Origin of the sequence: Lysobacter sp. Hz25 (genome assembly GCF_046097045.1) — a bacterium.
GTDB classification, from domain to species: Bacteria; Pseudomonadota; Gammaproteobacteria; order Xanthomonadales; family Xanthomonadaceae; genus Lysobacter; species Lysobacter antibioticus_B.
In genome coordinates, this window is the sequence record NZ_CP175666.1 from 3,147,558 (window position 1) to 3,167,307 (window position 19,750).

The 19,750-nt window shown below is 68.5% G+C and carries 10 protein-coding genes; all 10 read left to right on the top strand.

What is annotated here, in order from left to right; all coding sequences use genetic code 11:
- Positions 1 to 5: 5 nt before the first annotated feature.
- The 10 genes from ACKN61_RS12995 to ACKN61_RS13040 are packed head-to-tail and all read left to right on the top strand — an operon-like array spanning position 6 to position 19,711.
- Positions 6 to 2,321, top strand: a complete 2,316-nt coding sequence (locus ACKN61_RS12995) for a baseplate J/gp47 family protein (protein WP_408949897.1) — start codon at positions 6 to 8, stop codon at positions 2,319 to 2,321.
- Positions 2,321 to 5,377, top strand: coding sequence for a phage tail protein (locus tag ACKN61_RS13000; RefSeq protein ID WP_408949898.1), 3,057 nt, complete (start codon positions 2,321 to 2,323; stop codon positions 5,375 to 5,377). Before ACKN61_RS12995 ends, ACKN61_RS13000 begins: the two co-directional genes overlap by 1 nt.
- A gap of 25 nt (positions 5,378 to 5,402) precedes the next feature.
- Complete coding sequence (locus ACKN61_RS13005; RefSeq protein ID WP_408949899.1) at positions 5,403 to 6,872, top strand: hypothetical protein; 1,470 nt, start codon at positions 5,403 to 5,405, stop codon at positions 6,870 to 6,872.
- A gap of 7 nt (positions 6,873 to 6,879) precedes the next feature.
- Positions 6,880 to 8,235 carry a hypothetical protein gene (locus ACKN61_RS13010; protein WP_408949900.1) on the top strand — a complete coding sequence of 452 codons (1,356 nt, stop codon included), beginning with the start codon at positions 6,880 to 6,882 and terminating at the stop codon, positions 8,233 to 8,235.
- A 21-nt stretch (positions 8,236 to 8,256) separates the two neighbouring features.
- Positions 8,257 to 9,210, top strand: a complete 954-nt coding sequence (locus ACKN61_RS13015) for an IPT/TIG domain-containing protein (protein ID WP_408949901.1) — start codon at positions 8,257 to 8,259, stop codon at positions 9,208 to 9,210.
- A gap of 35 nt (positions 9,211 to 9,245) precedes the next feature.
- On the top strand, positions 9,246 to 11,729 hold the full coding sequence (locus ACKN61_RS13020; protein ID WP_408949902.1) for a hypothetical protein: 2,484 nt from the start codon (positions 9,246 to 9,248) through the stop codon (positions 11,727 to 11,729).
- A gap of 24 nt (positions 11,730 to 11,753) precedes the next feature.
- The gene (locus tag ACKN61_RS13025) at positions 11,754 to 13,823 is read left to right on the top strand and encodes a hypothetical protein (protein ID WP_408949903.1); all 2,070 of its coding nucleotides are present in this window, start codon (positions 11,754 to 11,756) and stop codon (positions 13,821 to 13,823) included.
- Positions 13,824 to 13,832: 9 nt separating this feature from the next.
- Positions 13,833 to 15,902, top strand: a complete 2,070-nt coding sequence (locus ACKN61_RS13030; RefSeq protein WP_408949904.1) for an ATP-binding protein — start codon at positions 13,833 to 13,835, stop codon at positions 15,900 to 15,902.
- A gap of 2 nt (positions 15,903 to 15,904) precedes the next feature.
- On the top strand, positions 15,905 to 19,147 hold the full coding sequence (locus ACKN61_RS13035) for a polymorphic toxin type 15 domain-containing protein (protein WP_408949905.1): 3,243 nt from the start codon (positions 15,905 to 15,907) through the stop codon (positions 19,145 to 19,147).
- Between the two features lie 9 nt (positions 19,148 to 19,156).
- Positions 19,157 to 19,711: a T6SS immunity protein Tdi1 domain-containing protein gene (locus ACKN61_RS13040; protein WP_408949906.1), complete on the top strand. Its 555-nt coding sequence runs from the start codon at positions 19,157 to 19,159 to the stop codon at positions 19,709 to 19,711.
- Positions 19,712 to 19,750 lie beyond the last annotated feature (39 nt).

Consider the following 19,750-nt stretch of genomic DNA (forward strand, 5'->3'; position numbering starts at 1 on the left):
GCACCATGCCGCTGACGCCCCCGCCCATCGACGATCGCCGCTTCGCCCAACTGGTGGAAGACACGCTGGCGCGGGCGAGCGTGCACACGCCGGAGTGGACCAACTTCAACCAGAGCGACCCGGGCGTGACCCTAGTGCAGTTGTTCTCCTTCCTCACCGAGAACCTGCTGTACCGCGCCAACCTGACCCCGGAACGCAACCGCCTCAAGTTTCTGCAGATGCTGCGCATTCCCCTGGCCAGCGCGAGCGCCGCGCTAGGCCTGGTGGCGATCGCCAACGAGCGCGGCCTGGCCAAGGTCGAAACCTTGCCGGCCGACCTGGAAGTGCGCGCCGGCTCGGTGCCGTTCCGCACCCAACTCGGCCTGGACGTGCTGCCGGTCGAGGCGCGCGTCTATTTCAAGCGCCGCCTCGACGATCCCTCGCAGGAACTGCTGGATTACTACCGGCTGCTGTACGCGTCCTATCAACTGCCGTTCCCGTCCGAGGTGCAGCTGTACAAGACCCTGGCGCTGGATCGCAAGGTCGTCGACAGCGTCGACCTCAATGCCGACACCGTCGACCGCTCGTTGTGGATCGCCCTGTTGGCGCGCAAAACCGATGCGCCCGGCGATCCCGAGGACCCGTGGAAGTCGGTGCGCGATGCGCTCGGCGGCCGCACCCTGACCCTCGGCCTGGTGCCGGCGCTGGATGCGGTGAGCGCGCAACTGTTGCCGGCCGGCAACGCGCAAAGCCGGCAACTGCTGCGCTTCGAATTGCCGAGCGTGCCGGCCGACGGCCGCGTACCGCGCGACGCCAGCGACCGTCCGGCACCGAGCTATCGCCAACTCGAACCGCGTACCGAAGTCGACCTGCTGTCGGTACCGGGCGTGGTGCAGCTGGCGCTGCCGCCGGCCGCGCAACTCAAAGTCTGGCAGGACATCGACCCGCTCGAAGGTGGCGTCGGCGACATGCCGCCGACCCTCGACGACGCGGCCCTGGCCGGACGCGTGATCACCTGGCTGCGCGTGCGCGCCGACGGTGCGGCGCAGGCGCGGATGCGCTGGGCCGGCATCAACGCCACGCCGGTGCGGCAGATCCAGCGTATCGCCGCCGAACCGCTCGCCGACGGCGACGGCCGGCCCGATCAAGTGCGGCGGCTGTCGCGCCGGCCGGTGCTGCGTCATTCGGTCAGCGTGTCGACCCGGATCGGTGCGGCGGCGCCGCGTCGCTGGAGCGAGATCGACGACCTGGCCGCGGCCGCGCCGGAAGTGCCGGTCTCCGATCCGCGTTCGAGCGCGCGCGACCTGGCCTGCGTCGAAACCGGCCCGACCGAGGTGTTCGAACTCGATCCGGAAGCCGGCGAGCTGCGCTTCGGCGATGGCCTGCGCGGGCGCCGTCTGCCACTCGGTGCGCGCGTATTCGCCGCCTACGAGTTCTGTCTCGGTGCGCAGGGCAATGTCGCCGAAGGCAAGATCGACAACGCCCCGCAGCTGCCGTCCGGCTTCGCCGTGCTCAACCCGGTGCAGACCTGGGGCGGCGCCGATGCCGAATCGGCCGACACCGGCGAGAAGCAGGTGCGCCGGCATCTGCAACATCGCGACCGCATGGTCAGCATCGACGACTTCGAGTCGGTCGCTTACCGCGCGCCCGGCGTGCAGATCGGCCGTATCGAGGTGTTGCCGGCCTTCCATCCCGACCTGTCGCCGAACGAACCCGGCTCGGCGCCCGGCGTGGTCACCCTGATGGCGATCCCGCGCTCCGACCCGACCCAACCCGATGCGCCGCGCGCCGACCGTCTGTTCCTCAACGCGCTGTGCCGCCATCTCGATCCGCGTCGCCTGGTCACCACCGAACTGGTCGTGCGCGGCGCCGACTACAAGGGCATCTGGATCTCGGTGGGCATCGAAGCCGCGGCCGGTTATGCGATCGCCCAGGTCGTCGACGACGTCAAGCGCCGTCTGCGCGAAGTGCTGGCGCCGATCGGCCCGGCCGGCGCGATGCCGCGCAACGGCGCCCTGTTCACGCCGCGCGGCGCCGACCCGGCACGCGGCTGGCCCCTGCGCACCGCCGTCGCCAGCCGCGTGTTGCTGGCCGAAGTCGCGCGCGTGGCCGGCGTGACCTCGGTCGCCGACGTGCTGCTCGCCGAGGGCGAGCTCAGCGCCAGCGACGTGGTCGAGATGAGCGGGCTGGAGCTGCCGCGCATTCTCGGTATTTCGGTCGTCGCCGGCGAAGCCCTGTCGCTCGATGCCCTGCGCGGCGGTGGCGGCAGCGCCGGCGGCGGCGGTTCGACGGGCTCGACCACGCCGCTGTTGCCGGTGCCGGTCGTGCCGGAGACCTGCTGATGAATGTCAACGGCGCCCGCTTCCAGATGCTGTACGGACGCGACGACTGGGCGCGTTGCACGACCGCCGACTTTGCCGAGGCCGAGTCCGCCGCGACGCAGCCGCTGGCGTTCTGGTGGGAAGTGTTCGCCAGCCCGATGCCGATTCCCCCGTCGACCCTGCCCGGATGGGACCCGTCGCGCAGCGAGATCACTCTGCAGCCGCAAGCGATCGAACTGCCGGCGACGCTCGGCGAAACACCGCTAAGCCTGGACGCGCGCCGCCCGGCCGCCGCCGATCGTCACGGCAACGTCTATCGCGTGGCCGACGATGCCGCCTCCCTGCGCGTCGCTTCGACCGAAGGCGGCAGCGAAGCGCCGTTCTGGCCGGCCGAACCGGCCGACTGCACCCAGACCCGCCGCGAGCGACGCCTCGCCTTCGAGACCCATCAGGCCGCGCAGGCGCACGCCGCCGACCGCTACCTCGCCGTGGTCGTCAGCGAAGACGACTACCTCGTCGCAGCGTTCGCGCGCGGCGACCTGCGCGGCCTGATGAGTTTCGACCTGATCTCCGGCGGTCCGCCCCTGGAAACCCGCTGGCCGGCGGCGGTACCGTTCGAACCCTTCGACCTGTGCCCGCGCCATGGCGGCGGCGCCTGGGTGTTGGATCGCGTGCATCGGCGCTTGTGGGAACTCGACTGCACCCTGGCCGTGGTCAACAGCGGGCAGACCGCGCTGCCGTTGAGCGCAGCGGTCGTCGACGACTTCCAACCGCATTCCGGGCCGCTGCGCGAACAAGCGGCGGTGCAATTCCCCGCCGGCCTGGACTTGGCGGCACTGAGCCTGCCCGTGCACGATCCGATCGCGATCGAATCCATCGGTGCGGGCACGGTCTTGCTGCTCGACCGCGACGCGCCCCTGCAACGCTCGCGCGTGGTGCGGCTGCGCCGCGAGGGTTCGGCCTGGGCGGCCGATGCCTCGCAATGGCTCGATGCCCTGCCCGCGCTCGCCCACGACATGGTCTACGCCAGCGGCCTCGGCCATACCGCGGCCTCGCTGACCGAACCGGCGCCGCCGCGCTTGTTCATCGCCAGCGAAGTCGGCAACCAGGTCCACGCTTTCGAAGTGGTCGACCACGACGGGCAGTTCGCCCTGCGCGCGCCGGCCGAGTTGTATCCGCTGCGTCGCTATGGCGGCCGCGCCCTGGTCTCGGTCGCGGGCAAGGCCCATTACGACTGCGGCCTGGGCCTGCCGCGCTGGACCCCGGTGGTGCAGCAGCACCGCCAACGCTATGCCGCGCAAGCGGTGTTTGTGACCCCGGTATTCGACAGCAACGAGCTCGGCACGGTCTGGGACAAGCTGCTGCTCGACGCGGCGATACCGCCCGACACCGCGATCACCGTCGAAAGTCGCGCCGGCGACGAACTCAGCGGTTGGTTCGACGGCGAGTCGCAACCGGCGGCGGATGCGCAAGTCATCGGCAACTGGTTGCGCGAACCGGTGCCGCGCTTGCGCGCGAGCGGGCCGGAGCTGCCCTGGCTGCGTCGCGAAGCCGCACGCGCGACCCGCCGCGAAGCCGGTGCCGGCACCTGGGAGTTGCTGCTGCAACAAGCGCACGGCCGCTATCTGCAACTGCGCGTGACCCTGGTCGGCCGCAACGGCACCGCCACGCCGCGCCTGCGCGCCCTGCGCGTGTGGTCGCCGCGCTTCTCCTATCCGCAGCGTTTCCTGCCGGCGTTGTACCGCGAAGACAGCGCCAACGGCGATTTCCTCGAACGCTGGCTCGCCAACTGCGAAAGCACCCTGACCCAGATCGAGGACCGCGTCGCCAACGTGCAGTCGCTGTTCGATGCGCGCACGGTGCCGCAGGACGCGCTGGCCTGGCTCGCCGGCTGGTTCGACCTGGCCCTGGACCCGTCCTGGGACGAACGCCGCCACCGCCTGCTGGTCCGCCACGCCATGGACTTCTTCCGTTGGCGCGGCACCGTGCACGGTCTGCGTGTCGCCCTGACCCTGGCCTTCGAGCCCGGCTTCGATGCGGCCATGTTCGAGGGCCCCGATCCCGACGACGAAGGCGTCGGCCGCATCCGCATCGTCGAGTCCTATCAAACGCGCCTGGTCGAAACCTTGGTCGCCGGCGCCGCCCTCGGCCGCGCCGCGTCCGACGACGGCTTGCGCAACGTGGTCTTGCAGAGTTTGTGGACGCCGGCCGAAGGCAATGCCGGCCTGGTCGATCGTTATGCCGCCTGGCTGCAAAGCACGGCATCGGCCTTGCAGCAAATGACCCCGTTCTCGCTGGCAGCGCCGCCGAACACTGCCGCGCATCCCGATGCCGCGCAGGAATGGAACGCGTTCTGCTCGGCGCATCTGGGTTTCGTGCCCAGCGTCGGCGCGGCCGAGCGCAGCCGTTGGCAGGGCTTCCTGATGTCGCGCTACGGCAGCCTGCCGGCCTTGAATCTCGCCCACGCCAGCGCCTACACGCAGCTCGCGCAGATCCTGCTGCCGGGCGCGCCGTCCGCGCGCGAAGCCGCCAGCCAGGATTGGCAGGAGTTCTGCGCACGCAGCGACGGCGCGCGCGAACGCAAGCTGTGGCACGACTTCCTGGCCCGGCGCTATCGCCGCATCGAGCGCCTGCGCAGTGCGCACCTCGCCGCCTGGCCCGAGTTCGAACAGGTGCCATTGCCCGATCGCCTGCCGGCGACTCCGGCCGCGCAGACCGACTGGCTGCAATTCGAGCGTCAATTGCTGGCGATGCATCGCACCGCGCACCGCTTCTCGGTGTTGCTGCCGGTGGCGAGCGTGATCGCCGATCCCTACCGCCTCGACGAACGCCTGGCACTCGCGCGGCGCATCGTCGAACTGGAAAAACCCGCGCACACCGTGTTCGACGTGCGCTTCTACTGGGCCTTCAACCGCGTCGGCGAGGCGCGGCTCGGGCTCGACACACAGTTGGGTGCCGGCAGCCGCGCAAGCGAGCTGATCCCCGATGCCGTGGTGGGCCGCGCCTACCTCGGAGCCAGCTTCGTCGGCGGTGCGCCGCGCCATCAAGGGCGCGACCGGCTGTCGCTCGAATGCTGAGCCGCCAAGTCTCCAGGAGCGAATCATGGGCTGCTGCAACGAACCGGTGACCACGCTGACGGGCCTGCCCGCAGACCCTACGCAGCATGTCAATTACGAGCGCGGCATGGTGCTCGGCGTGGACGACTTCACCCAGGAGTTCGCTTACCTGGCCGGACGCGACCAATGGCTGGCGCGCGACGCGGTCGGCTACGGCACGCTGAGCGGGCTGCGCATCCAATTCGAGAACGACGGCAGCGACGGGCCGCGCCTGCACGTCGCCGCCGGTTCGGCGCTGGTGCCCAGCGGCAAGCTGGTGTGCGTGCCGGCCGATCAGTGCGCGGTGCTCAACCGCTGGCTGGCCAAGCCCGACAACGCCGCGCTGGTGAACCGGATGCTCGACCCCGGCTCGCCGCCGTTGTCGCCACCGCTCTCGCCGCCGCTGTCCCCGCCGGCGGTCGGCGCGGGCGAGATCTCGCTGTACCTGACCCTGTGCTACGCCGACTGCAAGACCCGGCCGGTGCCAATCCCCGGCGAGCCGTGCCGGTCCGAAGACGAGTTGATGAAACCCTCGCGCGTCGCCGACGACTTCCGCCTGGAACTGCGCCAGCACGCGCCGGCCCAGGTCGAAGAAGACGCCTTGCGCGATTTCGTGCGCTGGCTGCGCCGCAACGTCAGCGTGCTCGACAGCAGTCCGCCTCAGATCGCCGATCCCGACGCCTGGCTCGAGGCGATGCGCGGCGCCGTGCAGCCCTGGCTCGATGCGCAATCGATGTCGCCGCCGCTGTCGCCGCCGGCCTCGTTCGCGACCCTCGGCGATTATCTGTTCGACCTCGGTTCGCCGCGGCTCAGCCTTGCGCGCGAGCAACAATGCGAGTTCCTGCGCACCGCGTTCCGTTTCTGGGTCACCGAACTGCGGCCGCTGTGGATGGCCATGCGCTGCCATCGCCCGCAATACCCGGATGGCGATTGCGTGCTGCTGGCGCGGATCAGTTTCGAGGTGGTCTGGGTCGGCGGTTCGCCGAGCGGCGCCTGGCAGGTCGACGGCAGCCCGGCCAGCCTGCGCATCGACGAAAGCGCACGGCCCTTTCTCGCCCATCTGCGCCTGCTGCAGGAATGGGCGCTGTGCGGCTGCGATTGCGCCGGCACCGGCGACGCCGCCGGGGCGGCGTTCGGCGGGCCGATGCCGCTGGAGTTCGACGCTCCGATGGCGATCTCGCCGATGCAGGTGCCGGTCCAATTCTCCGACCAGGACATGGCGCTCGACGACAGCCAGTACCTGGTGATCGGCCGCAGCGCCGCCAAGCTCGCCCTGACCCTGCCGGCCTCGGTGCCGATGACCGCGGGGCGCACCTACGTGATCAAGAACCTCGACGTCGGCGCCTTGACCGTGTTCGCCGACACCCTGGTCGGCGACGGCATCGACGGCCTGCCCGAGTTCTCGGTCAAGAAGAAAAAGGCCGTCACCCTGGTCGCCGACGGCGCCGGGCAATGGCATTCGATCGGGACCGCATGAGGCCGCCATGAGCACTCTCGACAACGTCCTGCAGCTGCAACAACCCGTCAAAGAAGGCGGCATCCGCACCGTCAACTTCTTCAACGGGCGCCTGCTCACCAGCAAGGACCTGACCCGCGAGCAAGTCGCACGTCGCGAGGCCGACGCCCGGCTCGGGCTGGCGCTCGGCGACGGCGTCGCCTTCGGCCTGGAAGCCGCACGCGATGCCGACCTCGACCAGCCCAGCGCACCGGTGTTGCGGGTGCGCGCCGGGCTGGCGGTCAATCGGGCCGGCCAGACCCTGTGCCTGACCGCCGACACCAGCGTCGCCCTGACCCGGCGTTTCGATGCCGGCGAGGCCGCGGCCTGCGACTGCGTGTTCGCCAACTGCAATCCGCTCGCCGACGGCGTCTACGTCGCCGGCGCCGGCGTCTACGTGCTGACCATCGCGCCGGCGCAGACCAGCGAAGGCCGCGCCCCCACTAACGGTTTGGACCCGAGCAACGTGCGCTGCAACACCGACGCCACCGTCGACGGCGTGCAGTTCCGCCTGCTTGCGCTGAATCCGTTGCGCTTCGCCGACCTCGACCCGTCCTCGTCGCAGTTCCGCAATCGCTTGGCGTATCGCTGCTTCGGCATCGAGGCGCGCGACAGCAACGCGCTCGATCCTTGGCAGAACGACCCGCCGAACTACGGTCTGGTCGACGAACTGCGCGACAGCGCGCTCAGCGACTGCGACGTGCCGATCGCCCTGGTCTACTGGACCAGCGCCGGCTTGAACTTCGTCGACACCTGGGCGGTACGGCGGCGCCTGCTCGAACCCGATGCACTGTCGGGCTATGCCTTTCAGCGCAACCCGCTCGACCCGGCCGAACTGTCCTCGTTCGCATTCCAGGCGCGCGCCCGCCGCCTGGTCGAAACCCATGCGATGTGCGCGCAGTTCCAACAGCACCTGGCCGATCTGCTCGCCGCGTCGGCGGCGCCCTCGGCCTTGATCGCGACCCAGTATTTCCGCTATCTGCCGCCGTTCGGGATCGTGCCGCTGCACAGTCTGGCGCTGCGCGGTTTTTCCGACACCACCTTCTTCACCGGCATCGTGCGCCGGCCCGCGCCGGGTTCCGGGCAGAGCACGCCCTTCATCGACGCACGCCTGCTCGGCGCCCTGCAGGCGCAAGCGCTGGCCTCCACGCCGACCGACGTGAACCAGAAGGAATTCGTCTGGGTGTATCGCCCCTGGCAGAACGTCAAAGCCTCGCGCGAAGGCGAGCCGGTGCAACCGATGCTGGTCTTCGCAAGCGGACAACTTCCCGACATCGCGGTCGCGCGGTTCGACATGGCGCGCCTGGACTACAGCAACCTGGCCGGTTGCTGCGGCGCCCCATAGCCAGCACTCAGGAGAACTTCCATGGCACTTCCCTCACAGGTACAGCCCGGCGATGTGATGTCATCGGATCTGATCAACGCGATCCTGGAGGCGCTCGCGCAATTGCAGGGCGGCCCCGGCGGCGGCACGCAGACGGTGCCGAACCTGTTCGGCTCGCTGCTGAGCGAGGCCCGCGCGATCCTGCTGCAACCCGGGCGCCAGCTCACCCTCGGCTTCACCCTCGATGTCGCCGGCGCGGCGGTCGATCCGCTCGCCGCGGCCAACGCCAACCTGGTGGTGCTCAACCAGAGCCCGCCGGCGCAGATGCGCGTGGCGCCGGGCACACCGATCAACCTGGTGGTGTCGCGCGCCGCCGGCAGCGTGCCGAATCCGGGCAATCAGCCGCCGACCATCTCGCGCACCGAAACCGTCAGCGGCGTGGCCTCGACCAGCTTCGCGGTGAACACGCCGCTGGCCATCGTCGGCACCAACTTCAGCGCCACCGCGGCGCAGAACACGGTGACCTTCAACAACGTGCCGGCGGCCTCGGTCAACCCCGACCCGGTCGACCCGACCCGGCGCCTGCTCGTGGTGGTGCCGGCCGGCATTCCCGGCGCGCCCGCAACCGGCGGCGCACCGCCCCTGCCCGGCGTCACCATCCGCATCGTCACGCCGAACGGTACGCCGGCGACGACCCAGATCACCGTCACCGCACCGGTGGCGGCGCAGCCGACGATCAGCAACGTCGCCCCGGCGGCCCAGCTCGAAGGCAACAACATCACCATCACCGGCACCAATTTCACCGCGGCGGCGCAAGTGCGCATACGCGGCACCACCGCGGCGATCGTCAGCGCCAACGCCACCACCATCGTCGCCACCGTGCCCAACTTCCCCGACATCCCGCAAGGCCCCGTGGTTGCGGCGACCGTGATCGTCTCGGTCCCCGGCTTCAGCGACATCGCATACACCGGCACCTTCAACGTAGTGGGCGCCTGAACCAGGAGAGTTCCATGACACGCATGACACGTCAGATGCGTTTTCCCCGCACCGCGTCTTGGTTGCTCGGCGGACTGCTGGCTATCGGCTCGTCCGCCGCGTGGGCCCAGACCCTGACCTTGCAGGTGCCTTCGCGCGGGCCCAGCCCGCCGACCATGCAGACCGCGATGTCGGCGATCGAGTTCGACGCGGCCTCGATCGGCGGCGGATCGACGATCTCCGTCGACGGCACCAGCATCGCGGTCGCCGACGCCGGTTGCGCCGGCGTGGCCTGCAAGGCGGTCGGGGTCAGCCCGACCGGCGACGTCGCCACGGTGACCCGCATCAGCGGCACTCAGCGCGCCCGTCTCGACATCAGCTACAAGAGCGTGTTCCCGGGTAATTTCTGCGCGCCGACCATCACCCCGGCCGGCTTGTCGATCACCCTGGAACTGACCGGTTTCACCTTCGGCGCCGGCAAGGGCTATCGCATCACCAGCTTCATGGCGCCTTCGGATGCGTCCTGCGACATCGCCTATGTGCGCGTACCGACCAGCCGGCCTTCGATCTCCGGCGCCGGTGCCGATTACCTGGGACGCCTGCCACTGAATATCGTGCTGGTGATCGACAAGTCGCCGAGCATGGACTGGGTAATTCCCGGTTCGCCGGACAAACGCTGGGATCGAATGAAGTCCTCGGTGCAATTGTTCGCCTCGGTCTGGGATGCGGTCGGCGCGCCGCCACCGCCGGCGACGATTTCCTCCGAGGGTCACCCCGACGATAGGCTCGGCATGGTCCTGTTCGGCGGCACCGCAGTCGAATCGAACCTCGACGGCCTCAATTTCTTCAAGCAGCGCGGCGCGATCGCCGCGCCGTGGGCCGTGCCCGTCGCGGCCGGCTTGGCCGACAACACCTACATCGGCGGCACCTCGATCGGTGCCGGCACCACGATGGGGCGCGCCCGCCTGGTTCCGGTCGAACAACTGGTCGGCGATACCGCGATCGTGCTGTTCACCGACGGCGAGCAGAACAACCCGCCGTGCATCTCGCGCCAGGGCGAGGTGTTGGCGCCGGTCGAGAAGCCTTATCCCGGCAAGCCGCCGGGCACGACCTATCTGGACAAATGCGCGGTCGCCGCGGCGATGCCGAGCAGCGCGCTGCTGACCTTGAACGGCGGCATCCTGGCTCGCGACGTGCTGCCGCGCGGCCCGATCTTCACCATCGGCCTCGGCGAAGGCGGCATGGCCGCGAGCGCTGAACTGCTCGACGAAATCTCCGGAGAAACCGCCGGCCGTTCGGCGTTCCCGAACAACGGCGTGGCGATGGACAACAGCTTCGTCGACAACCTGGTGACTCACCTCAAGGGCGGCACGGTGTCGCTGCTGGATCGCACACTCGGCGATCTGGCCGCCGGCACGCCGGCGTCGACGCCGTTCAACTTCATCGTCGACCCCTCGCTGACCCGTGTCACCTTCGTGCTGAGCTGGGAGGGCAGCGCCCGTGAAGCGGGGCTGGAGATCCGCCGCCCCGACGGCACCATGACCACCGCCATCCAGAATGCCGCCGGGCCGAACTTCCGCGTCGCCACCGTCAACATTCCCCAGGCCGGCCCGGCCGGCGACTGGAAGGTGACGGTGCGGCAATTCGGCACCGCCGGCCTGAAGTACCAGTTGTCGGCCTACGGCGTGGAAAGCCGCCTGGGCGCGCGCGTCACCGAAACCCCGCGCCTGGGCACCGCCAGCCCGATCGGCGTCGTTGCCGAAGTCGGCTGGGAGCACGGCCCGCTCGCCGACCTGCCGGCCGGCGCGATCCGCGCGATCATCGAACGCCCCGGCGCCAACCTCGGCACCTTGTTGCACGACGCCGGCGCCCAGCCGATCGACGGCGAGATCCGCAACGACACCTCGCCGCTGTCGATGAAACTCGACCAGCTGATCCGCACCGCCGGCCTGCTGGACAAGATCGAACCCAAGCCGGTCGGCGAAGCGATCGAACTCAAGCATGTCGGCAACGGCCGCTACGAAGGCAAGTTCGACGCCACCAACGTCGGCGGCCGTTACCGCATCCGCATCGAGTACGACTGGAACGACCCGCGCACCGGCACGATCCGCCGCCGCGACCTCGCCGAACGCCAGGTGCCGGTGATCCCGACCGCGAAGGATTCGGCGGTGCGGGTGCAGCGCGAGCCGCGCAGCGCCAATGCGGTGATAGTGATCACGCCCCGCGACAAGTTCGGCAACTACGTCGGCCCCGGCTACGAAGGCGGCTTCAACGTCAAGATCGACGCCGGCACGATCGCCGGCGCGCCGACCGACAACGGCCTCACCGGCGAGTACACGATCAAGGTGGGCGGGCTCGCCCCCGGCGACGACCCCAAGGTCAGCATCGTGTTCGCCGACCAGGTGCTGCGCGACGGTCCGCTGTCGAGCCTGGGTACCGGCACCGAACCGCCTTCGCACGAGCCGTGGTGGAAGCGCTGGTGGTGGCTGATCCTGATTCTGTTGTTGCTGGTGCTGTTCCTGTTGTTGCGGCGCAAGTAGACGCCGCGACCCGCCGAGGCCCGCATGCTCCGACTGGACTGGCGATGCGATCCGAACCAACTGCGCAGCGTCAGGCTGCGCAGTGCGGAGCGCGACACGCTGCGGGCCCGGCAGGGCCTGGAGCGGGCCTTGGCTACGGTCGACTGGAGTCTGAGCGAACTGCCGCCGAACGCACTGTTGCTGGTGCGCAAGCTGCAGACCATGTCTCACTCCATGGCGGCCTTCGGCCCGCGCGTGGCGCAAGCCCTGCGCGAGCAGCAACGCTACGCGAAACGCCCCTGGCGCGACGACGGCGCAACGGGCGCCGACGCGGTCTGGTTCGACGAAGGCGAACTGGCCGCCTGCCTGATCCGCGATTGGTTGCGCGGTCACGTCTCGCAGCGTTGGTGGTGGCGCACCGTGCTGGGCCGGGCCGCGGTCGACGAGTGGCTGCGCGAGCAGGTGCTCGGCCACGGCCAACACGTGGCGGCCACGCTGAATCTGCTGGCGCCGAACGGCGACGCCGCGGCCTGGCTGTCGCGCTTGCACGACGGCGATGTGAGGCGCGCATTGACGGCGCTGGCACGGGATTACGACGCGCCGCTCGCCCTGGCCTTCGCTGCCACATCCGCAACTGCGAAGGCGGCAGCCGTCCAAACGAGCGTCGCTTCGGGTTCGTACGAGGCGCCGCATCGTCCGCCCGCAGCCGATGCAGGCGGTGGTTCCGAGCCAGACCCGAGCAGGCACCCGCCGACTTCGCGTCGCGACGACATCCGCCTGCTCGCGGCGCTACCCGAACTGCGCAACGAAGCATTGCGGCCGACCACGCTGCGCCTGCTCGCCTTCGCCCTGGCGGTAGTGCGCGAACCGGGCTGGCTGCGCAGTGCGTCCTTCGCCGATGCGGTAACGAGGTGGACGCAATCGCGCACGGCGGTGGCACCGACAAACTCGCTGTTGCCACCGTCGACCTCGGCACCCGCGTCGAATTCGCGACCCGGCACCACGCCCCCGCTCGCCGCGTCGACTGCTACGGCCGATACGGTCGCATCGCCGACTCGCGCCAGCCAAACCGCGGCCGCTGACGCCGCGCGCATCGCATCGGAAGCACCGATGCCGCCCGTGTTCGATTCATCGGCGCCGCCGAACAGCGAACCGGCAACCAAGCGCGGCAAACGCAAGCCGTCGCCAGCGCCGATTGCTGCGCAATTCCAGGCGAGTACCGCCCCACCGGCCGTCGTGACCGCCGATACGGCGGCGGCGAGCGATGCGCTCGAACCTGCGGCCGCCACGGAGCCTGTTCGACTGGAGGCCGCCACCGACGTCGAGCCGGCGCCACCCGAGAGCACGCCGCAGACGGCCTTCAACGCCGGCGGCGTGCAGATCGACAGCGACTACGGCGGCCTGCTGTACCTGCTCAACGCGGCCTTGGCGCTGGAGTTGTACGGCGATTTCAGCATGCCGCGTGCGCGCGGCCTGGCGCTGTCGCCATGGAACTGGCTGGCGCTGATCGGCGAAGCCTGGTTCGGCGCAGAATTTCGCCGCGACCCACTGTGGCGGCTGTTGGCCGATCTGGCCGGCCGCAAACCGCAGCAAGCGCCCGCATACGACTTTGTCGCACCGCTCGACTGGGCCATCGACGAGGCTTGGCTGCAGCCCTGGGATGCGGCCGAAACAGTCGCCTACCACGCCGGTACCCGACGCTTGCGGCTGTGGCACCCGCAGGGCTTCGTGCTCGCCGATCTGCCGCGTCGGACCGCATCGACTCCGGCCGTGCAGGCCGCCGACTGGTGCGCGGAACGCGCCGGGTTGAAAACGGCCAGGCTCGTTCGCATGCCGCGTCTACCGGCGCCCTCGCCGCGCCAACGCAACCGCCGCTGGCTGCATTACCTGCTCAGCTACCTGGAAGCGCGCCTGGCGCGCGCCCTCGCCGCCGGCGACAGCGATATCCCCGCCCTGGTCTGTCGCCACCGAGCGCAACTGCATTGCAATCTGGTCGACGTCGAGGTGCGCCTGTCGTTGGACGCGCTGCCCTTGTGTCTGCGCTTGGCCGGGCTCGACCGCGATCCCGGCTGGATCCCGGCCGCCGGCCGCAGCGTCCGTTTCCGCTTCGTCTGAGGGCCGCGCATGAACGCCTTCCTCGCTCCGAGCGCCATCGCCTTCGCCGAAATGCCGTTCACCGCGCCCGTACACCTCAAGCTGGCGCTGTACGGGGTGATCGCGAGCATCGCCGAGGCCTGCACCGACGGCGACATCGACGATGCCGTGCAGGCCTATCCCTTCCTGGCCGACTACCTCGAAGAGATCGAGCGCGAAGTCGCCGCCGGTGCCTGCTTGTCGGCGCGCTGGCGAGCCGCATTGGCCGAATGGGAAGGCCGCGCCGAAGCGCAGGCGCAGCGTTTGCCGTTGTCGGCCCTGCGCCGCGCCGGCTTGAACCCGCTCGACGTCGAACTGTTGCTGGCGATCGGCCTGATCGAAGAGGACCCGCGTTTCGGCCTGGTGTTCGAGCAGGCGCAGCGGCGCGACAACCGGCCGAGCTTCGGCCTGTTGATGGCCTGGTGGCGCGACCGCGGCGACGGCGACGACCGCATCGACCAGGTGCGCAAGTCGCTGCAAAGCCTGATCGAACACGGCCTGGTGCAGCTGTCCAATCCGGAAGCGCCACGCCCGGACTGGACCCCCAGCGTGACCCTGGCGGTGTGGGACGGTCTGCGCGGCGAATTGAGCTCGACCCGCTGGCTGCGCCATGTCGCCCACGCGCAATTGCCCCCATTGAGCGATTACGTCTTCCCCCTCGCCAGCCTCGATGGCCAGGCCATCCTCGACGCCCTGCGCACCGGCGCGAGCGCACCGGCGCTGTTGATCCGCGGCCCGATCCACAACGGCCGCAAGACCCTCGCCGGCGCACTCGCCCACACCCTAGGCAAGGACCTGCTGATCGCCAGCGAAGCGGTGTTCGAAGACGAAACGCGCTGGCGTCTGTTCGGCACCCTGGCGGCGATGCTCGACGCGCTGCCGGTCGTCGAAGCCGATTCCTCGCCCGGCGAGACCCGGCGCCTGGCGACGCTGCCGCTGGTCGACACGCCCTTGTTCGTGGTCACCGGCCGTCACGGCGCCTGGGCCTGCGAAGACCGCCGGCCGATGCTCGACATCGAACTGCCGCTGCCCGGCCCCGCGCAACGGCAACGCCATTGGTCGGCGTGCCTGCCCGAGCAATCGGCCGAGACCCTCGCCGACCTGTCCGGGCGCATGCGTTTGTCGAGCGGCCACGTGCGCCAGGTCGCGGCGGCGGCGAACGCGTTCGCACGCCTCGCCCAGCGCGAGCGCCCGCAACACGAGGACTTGCGCCGCGCCTGCCGCAGCCTGCAGACCGCGCGCCTGGAAACCCTGGCCACGCGCCTGCAGGCGACCGGCTCACTCGACGACCTGATCGTCGACGACGCCACCCGCGAAGAGATCGACGCGCTGGCGACGCGCTGCCGCTGGCGCGAACCGCTGGCGAGCGGTTCGGCCGAGGTGGCGATGCATGGGGTCGGCGTGCGCGCCCTGTTCGCCGGTTCCAGCGGCACCGGCAAGACCCTGGCCGCGCGCCTGCTGGCGGCCGAGCTCGGCAAGGACGTCTATCGCATCGACCTGTCGGCGACGGTCAACAAATACCTCGGCGAAACCGAGAAGAACCTCGACCATGCCTTGAGCGCAGCGGAAGAACTCGACGTGGTGCTGCTGCTCGACGAAGGCGATGCGCTGATGGCCAACCGCACCGAGGTCGGCTCCTCGCACGACCGCTACGCCAACCTCGAAACCAATTTCCTGCTGCAACGCATCGAGTCCTTCGAAGGCATCCTGGTGGTCACCAGTAACGCCGCCGACCGCATCGACCGCGCCTTCGCCCGGCGCATGGACGTGGTGGTGAACTTCCGCGCCCCCGATGCCTGGCGACGCTACGAGATCCTGCGCCTGCACCTGGGCAGCGACGGCTGCGACGAAGGCTGGCTGCAGGATGCCGCCAGCCGCTGCGCCCTCAGCGGCGGCCAGTGGCGCAACGTGGTGATGCATGCACGCCTGCTCGCCCTGCAGAGCGGCAACGCCATCGCCGCGGTGCACCTGCAGGCGGCGCTGACCCGCGAATACCGCAAGATCGGTGCCAACTGCCCGATGCGTGCGCTCGATCCGCCACGCAGCGGCCCCGGACACTGACGATGGCCGTCGCGCGCGTCGCCAAACGGGCCAACCCGCGCAACGACCCGCGCTACAAGCGCGTGGTCGACAAACTCAACGCCGACAGCCGCAAGCTCAAGCAACATCCGCCGCCGTCACGCAAGTCCGACGAATCCGGCAAGGCCGCCAAGGGCCCGGCCAACGAGAAGGCCGCCGGCGCGCGCGCCAAGCAGGTCGACCAGCTCGAAGAGGCCGAGACGCCGAAACCGGAGACCGCCAGTTTCCTGTCGATCCTGCGCGCCGAAATCGCCAAGGTCATGCCCAAGACGCTCGGTGACACCGAGAAGTTCATGAAGGGCGGCACCGGCAACGAGATCAAGGGTTCGCTCAAGGGCGAAGTCGGCAACCAGAAACAGGCCGCCACCGGCGATCTGCAGCAGACCTCGAACGCGCCGCCGTCGGAAGCCGGCGTGCCGGCCAAGCCGGTCACGCCGATCCCGCCCGAGCCCGGCGTGCCGCCGCCGCAGGTCGACGCCGCCGCGGCGATGCCGGCGCCGAAACCCGCCGCCGAGATTTCGCTGGAAGAAAGCAAGACCGAGGTCGCCGATGCCAAGAAGGCGACCAAGCAGACCGACACCCGCCTGAAGAACGCCAACGACCCGCGCTTCTCGGCGGTGATGACCGCCGAGAAAGCGGTACAGAAGGATTCCGATGCCGGCCCAGGCAAGTACCGCGGCAAGGAAGGCGCGACCCTGGCCAAGGCCGCCGGCCAGGCCAAGGCGGTCGCCGGCAAGGGCGTCAGCAGCCTGCTCTCGGTCAAGGGCGGCAGCAAGACCAAGGTGCTGTCGAAGCAGGAACAGCAGAAGGCGCGCGAAGAGCTGGAGCTGAGCAAGTTCAGCAACTTCGTCGTCGCCACCTTCAACACCGCCAAGGCCGCGGTCGACAAGCGCCTGGAGAACCTGGAAACCTCGGTCAACACGATCTTCGACCAGGGCACCGACGCCGCCCTGGCGCGCATGAAGAGTTATGTCGAAGATGCGCTGTTCGATTACAAACTCAAACGCTATCTGTTGATGCCGGGCGGCTCGCTGCTGTGGATCAAGGACCAGATCCTCGACCTGCCGCCGGAGGTCAACCGCTTCTACGAGGCCGGGCGCAATCTGTTCACCGCGGCGATGGACGCGCTGGCGGTCAAGGTCGCCAACCTGGTCGAACGCGAACTGGCCGCGGCCAAGAACGACGTCGCCCAGGCCCAGGCCAAGATCGCCACCGCGCAGGCGGCGCTGTCGCCGGGCGTGCGCGCCCGCGGCGCCCAGCTCACCGCCGAATACGCCGAAAAATTCAACGAACTCAAGTCCGGCATCGAGGACAAGAAGCAGGCGCTGGCCGAAGGCCTGGCGCAGAAGTACAAGGAAGCCTTCGACAAGGCCGACGAAGCGCTCAAGGCGATCCAGGATTCCAACAAGGGCCTGGTCACCCAGGCCAAGGAGAAGATCGCCGAAGTCGCCAAGGCGCTGATGGAGTTCAAGGACAAGCTGATGGGCATCCTGCGCAAGGGCGCGGACACCATCGACCTGATTCTCGACAACCCCGGCGGCTTCCTGTCCAACCTGATCTCGGCGGTCAAGGGCGGCTTCTCGGCCTTCGCCGGCAACATCCTCGGCCACCTCAAGCGCGGTTTCGTCAAGTGGCTGTTCGGCGCGCTGGCCGGCACCGGCATCGAAGTGCCCAGCGACCTGTCGCTGGTCTCGATCCTGAAGATGGTGCTCGGGGTGCTCGGCATCACCTACGAGCGCATGCGCGCCAAGGCCGTCAAGCTGCTCGGGCCGACCGCGGTGGCGGTGATCGAAAAGCTGGTGAGCTATCTGCAGACCCTGATCGGCGGCGGCCCGGCCGCGCTGTGGGAGCAGATCAAGGGCGACCTGTCCAACCTCAAGGACATGGTGATCGGCGCGATCCAGGACTGGATCGTCAGCACCATCGTGCAGAAAGCCGTGGCCAAGGTCGTTTCGATGTTCAACCCGGCCGGCGCGATCATCCAGGCGATCATGATGATCGTCAACGTGGTGATGTTCGTGGTCGAGCGCGCCGCGCAGATCATGGAGTTCGTCGAGTCGGTGATCAACTCGATCCACGCCATCGCCACCGGCTCGATCGGCGGCGCGATCAGCAAGGTCGAACAGGCCCTGGGCAACGCCGTGCCGATCCTGATCGGCTTCCTGGCCGCATTGATCGGCCTGGGCGGCATCAGCGCCAAGATCAAGGGTTTCATCACCAAGGTCCAGACCAAGGTCGACCAGGCCATCGACAAGGCCATCAAGAAGGCGGTCGCCTACATCAAGAAACTGTTCGGCAAGTTGACCGGGAAGAAAGACGCCAAGCCGGACGAGCGAACCGATGCCCAGAAGCGCGCGGATCTGGCCAAGGCGGTAAGCGAAGCCAACTCGGCCCTGGAAGACGAAGGCCGGCGCTCGAAGGCCGCAAAGAAACTGAAGCAGATACAGACTCGCTATCGCCTGACCCGGGCCGATATCGTCGTCGACGAAAAGAAGAAAGGGACCACCTTCTTCCACGCCGAGTTGGAGATCAATCCGATCGCCAAGAGCAACAAGGCCGGCGAAATGGATTTCATCGACCCGCCGATCGCGGTAGACCCGCAGTTCAAATGCAAGAAGGCCTTCATGGACGCCGACGGCGCGAAGGAATTCAACGACCAGCTGACCTTGCAGGAGAGCACCATCAACGCGATGAACGTTCACCAATGGCTCGCCAACCGGGCCCGCTTCGTCAAGGGAGGGCGAAGCGCCGCGGGAACCAAGAAGCAACGCCAGGTCGTGGATGCGGCATTCATCGCATTCAACGCCAGGGTCATCGCAGAACGGCAGAACGTCTACAAGACGCAGTTCGGCATGAAGCTAGCCGAGGCCATGAGCACCGCCAAGGCTTTCGCCAATCGCTTGCTTGCCTACACGACCGGAAAATCCGGACGACGCAAGTTCAAGAACTCGCAATGGACGGACAAGGCCTACGACGGCGTGACAGTACACAACGAGCTCTATAAGAAGGCCGCCCTGCATGCGCTCGACCAAGTCGCCGGTGGCGACGGCGAGGATATCGTAGGGTTGGGCGGTTCGCGCGAAGACTTCTCTTTGGGCGCACAGTGGAAGGGCGCCAGGGTCGAGACCCTGGAGAAGAAGGTCAAGAAAGAGATCAAGGGGAAGAAAGCGGACGAGCAGAAGAACATACGCATGAACGTGAAACTGATGCCCCCCATCTACGAGTAGGAGCCCGCCATGGAACTGTATGACGATTTTCACAAGGCCCTGGGTAAACCCGAAGAACAGGTGCTTCCGGACGAGGCTTTCCTCAAGAGCGAGCTGGGGCAAGCCGACGAGAGTCTGCACGAGCTCTGGAAGACCGACGGTTGGGCGCGCTATTCGAAGGGTCTTTTCTGGACGGTAGACCCGCGTATGTTCACCGATGTCCCGAAACAGTGGCCCATCGTTCCGGCCGACGCGATCTTCTTCGCGAGAAATGCTTTCGCCGACTTGTATTTCCTGAGCGAAGGCAATAGCCGGTGCCTGAATTCGCAGTGGGGTCGCGTCCTGGATCTGGGGCCCGATCCAGCGATATTCCTGACTTCCGGTCTGCTGCCCCGTAACCGCGGAGACATTCTGAGCGACAAACTCTTCAAGGCGGTGCATAAGCGGCTGGGAACACTGGAGGTCGACGAATGCTACGGCCTGTTCCCGGCGCTACCGCTGGGCGGCAACGAGGAAGACCCCGAAGCATATAAACGAGTGAAGCTGCAGGCGTATCTGAACATCCTTGCCCAAGCCCATGGCTGACCAAGCTCGATCATGGCCAAACAGGCGACATCGTCGGGC

Excerpts from the sequence above, each read along its gene's own strand:
- ACKN61_RS13005 (WP_408949899.1), top strand. The coding sequence starts at position 5,403 with ATGGGCTGCTGCAACGAACCGGTGACCACGCTGACGGGCCTGCCCGCA.
- ACKN61_RS13000 (WP_408949898.1), top strand. The coding sequence starts at position 2,321 with ATGAATGTCAACGGCGCCCGCTTCCAGATGCTGTACGGACGCGACGAC.
- ACKN61_RS13015 (WP_408949901.1), top strand. The coding sequence starts at position 8,257 with ATGGCACTTCCCTCACAGGTACAGCCCGGCGATGTGATGTCATCGGAT.
- ACKN61_RS13040 (WP_408949906.1), top strand. The coding sequence starts at position 19,157 with ATGGAACTGTATGACGATTTTCACAAGGCCCTGGGTAAACCCGAAGAA.
- ACKN61_RS13010 (WP_408949900.1), top strand. The coding sequence starts at position 6,880 with ATGAGCACTCTCGACAACGTCCTGCAGCTGCAACAACCCGTCAAAGAA.
- ACKN61_RS12995 (WP_408949897.1), top strand. The coding sequence starts at position 6 with ATGCCGCTGACGCCCCCGCCCATCGACGATCGCCGCTTCGCCCAACTG.
- ACKN61_RS13035 (WP_408949905.1), top strand. The coding sequence starts at position 15,905 with ATGGCCGTCGCGCGCGTCGCCAAACGGGCCAACCCGCGCAACGACCCG.
- ACKN61_RS13025 (WP_408949903.1), top strand. The coding sequence starts at position 11,754 with ATGCTCCGACTGGACTGGCGATGCGATCCGAACCAACTGCGCAGCGTC.
- ACKN61_RS13020 (WP_408949902.1), top strand. The coding sequence starts at position 9,246 with ATGCGTTTTCCCCGCACCGCGTCTTGGTTGCTCGGCGGACTGCTGGCT.
- ACKN61_RS13030 (WP_408949904.1), top strand. The coding sequence starts at position 13,833 with ATGAACGCCTTCCTCGCTCCGAGCGCCATCGCCTTCGCCGAAATGCCG.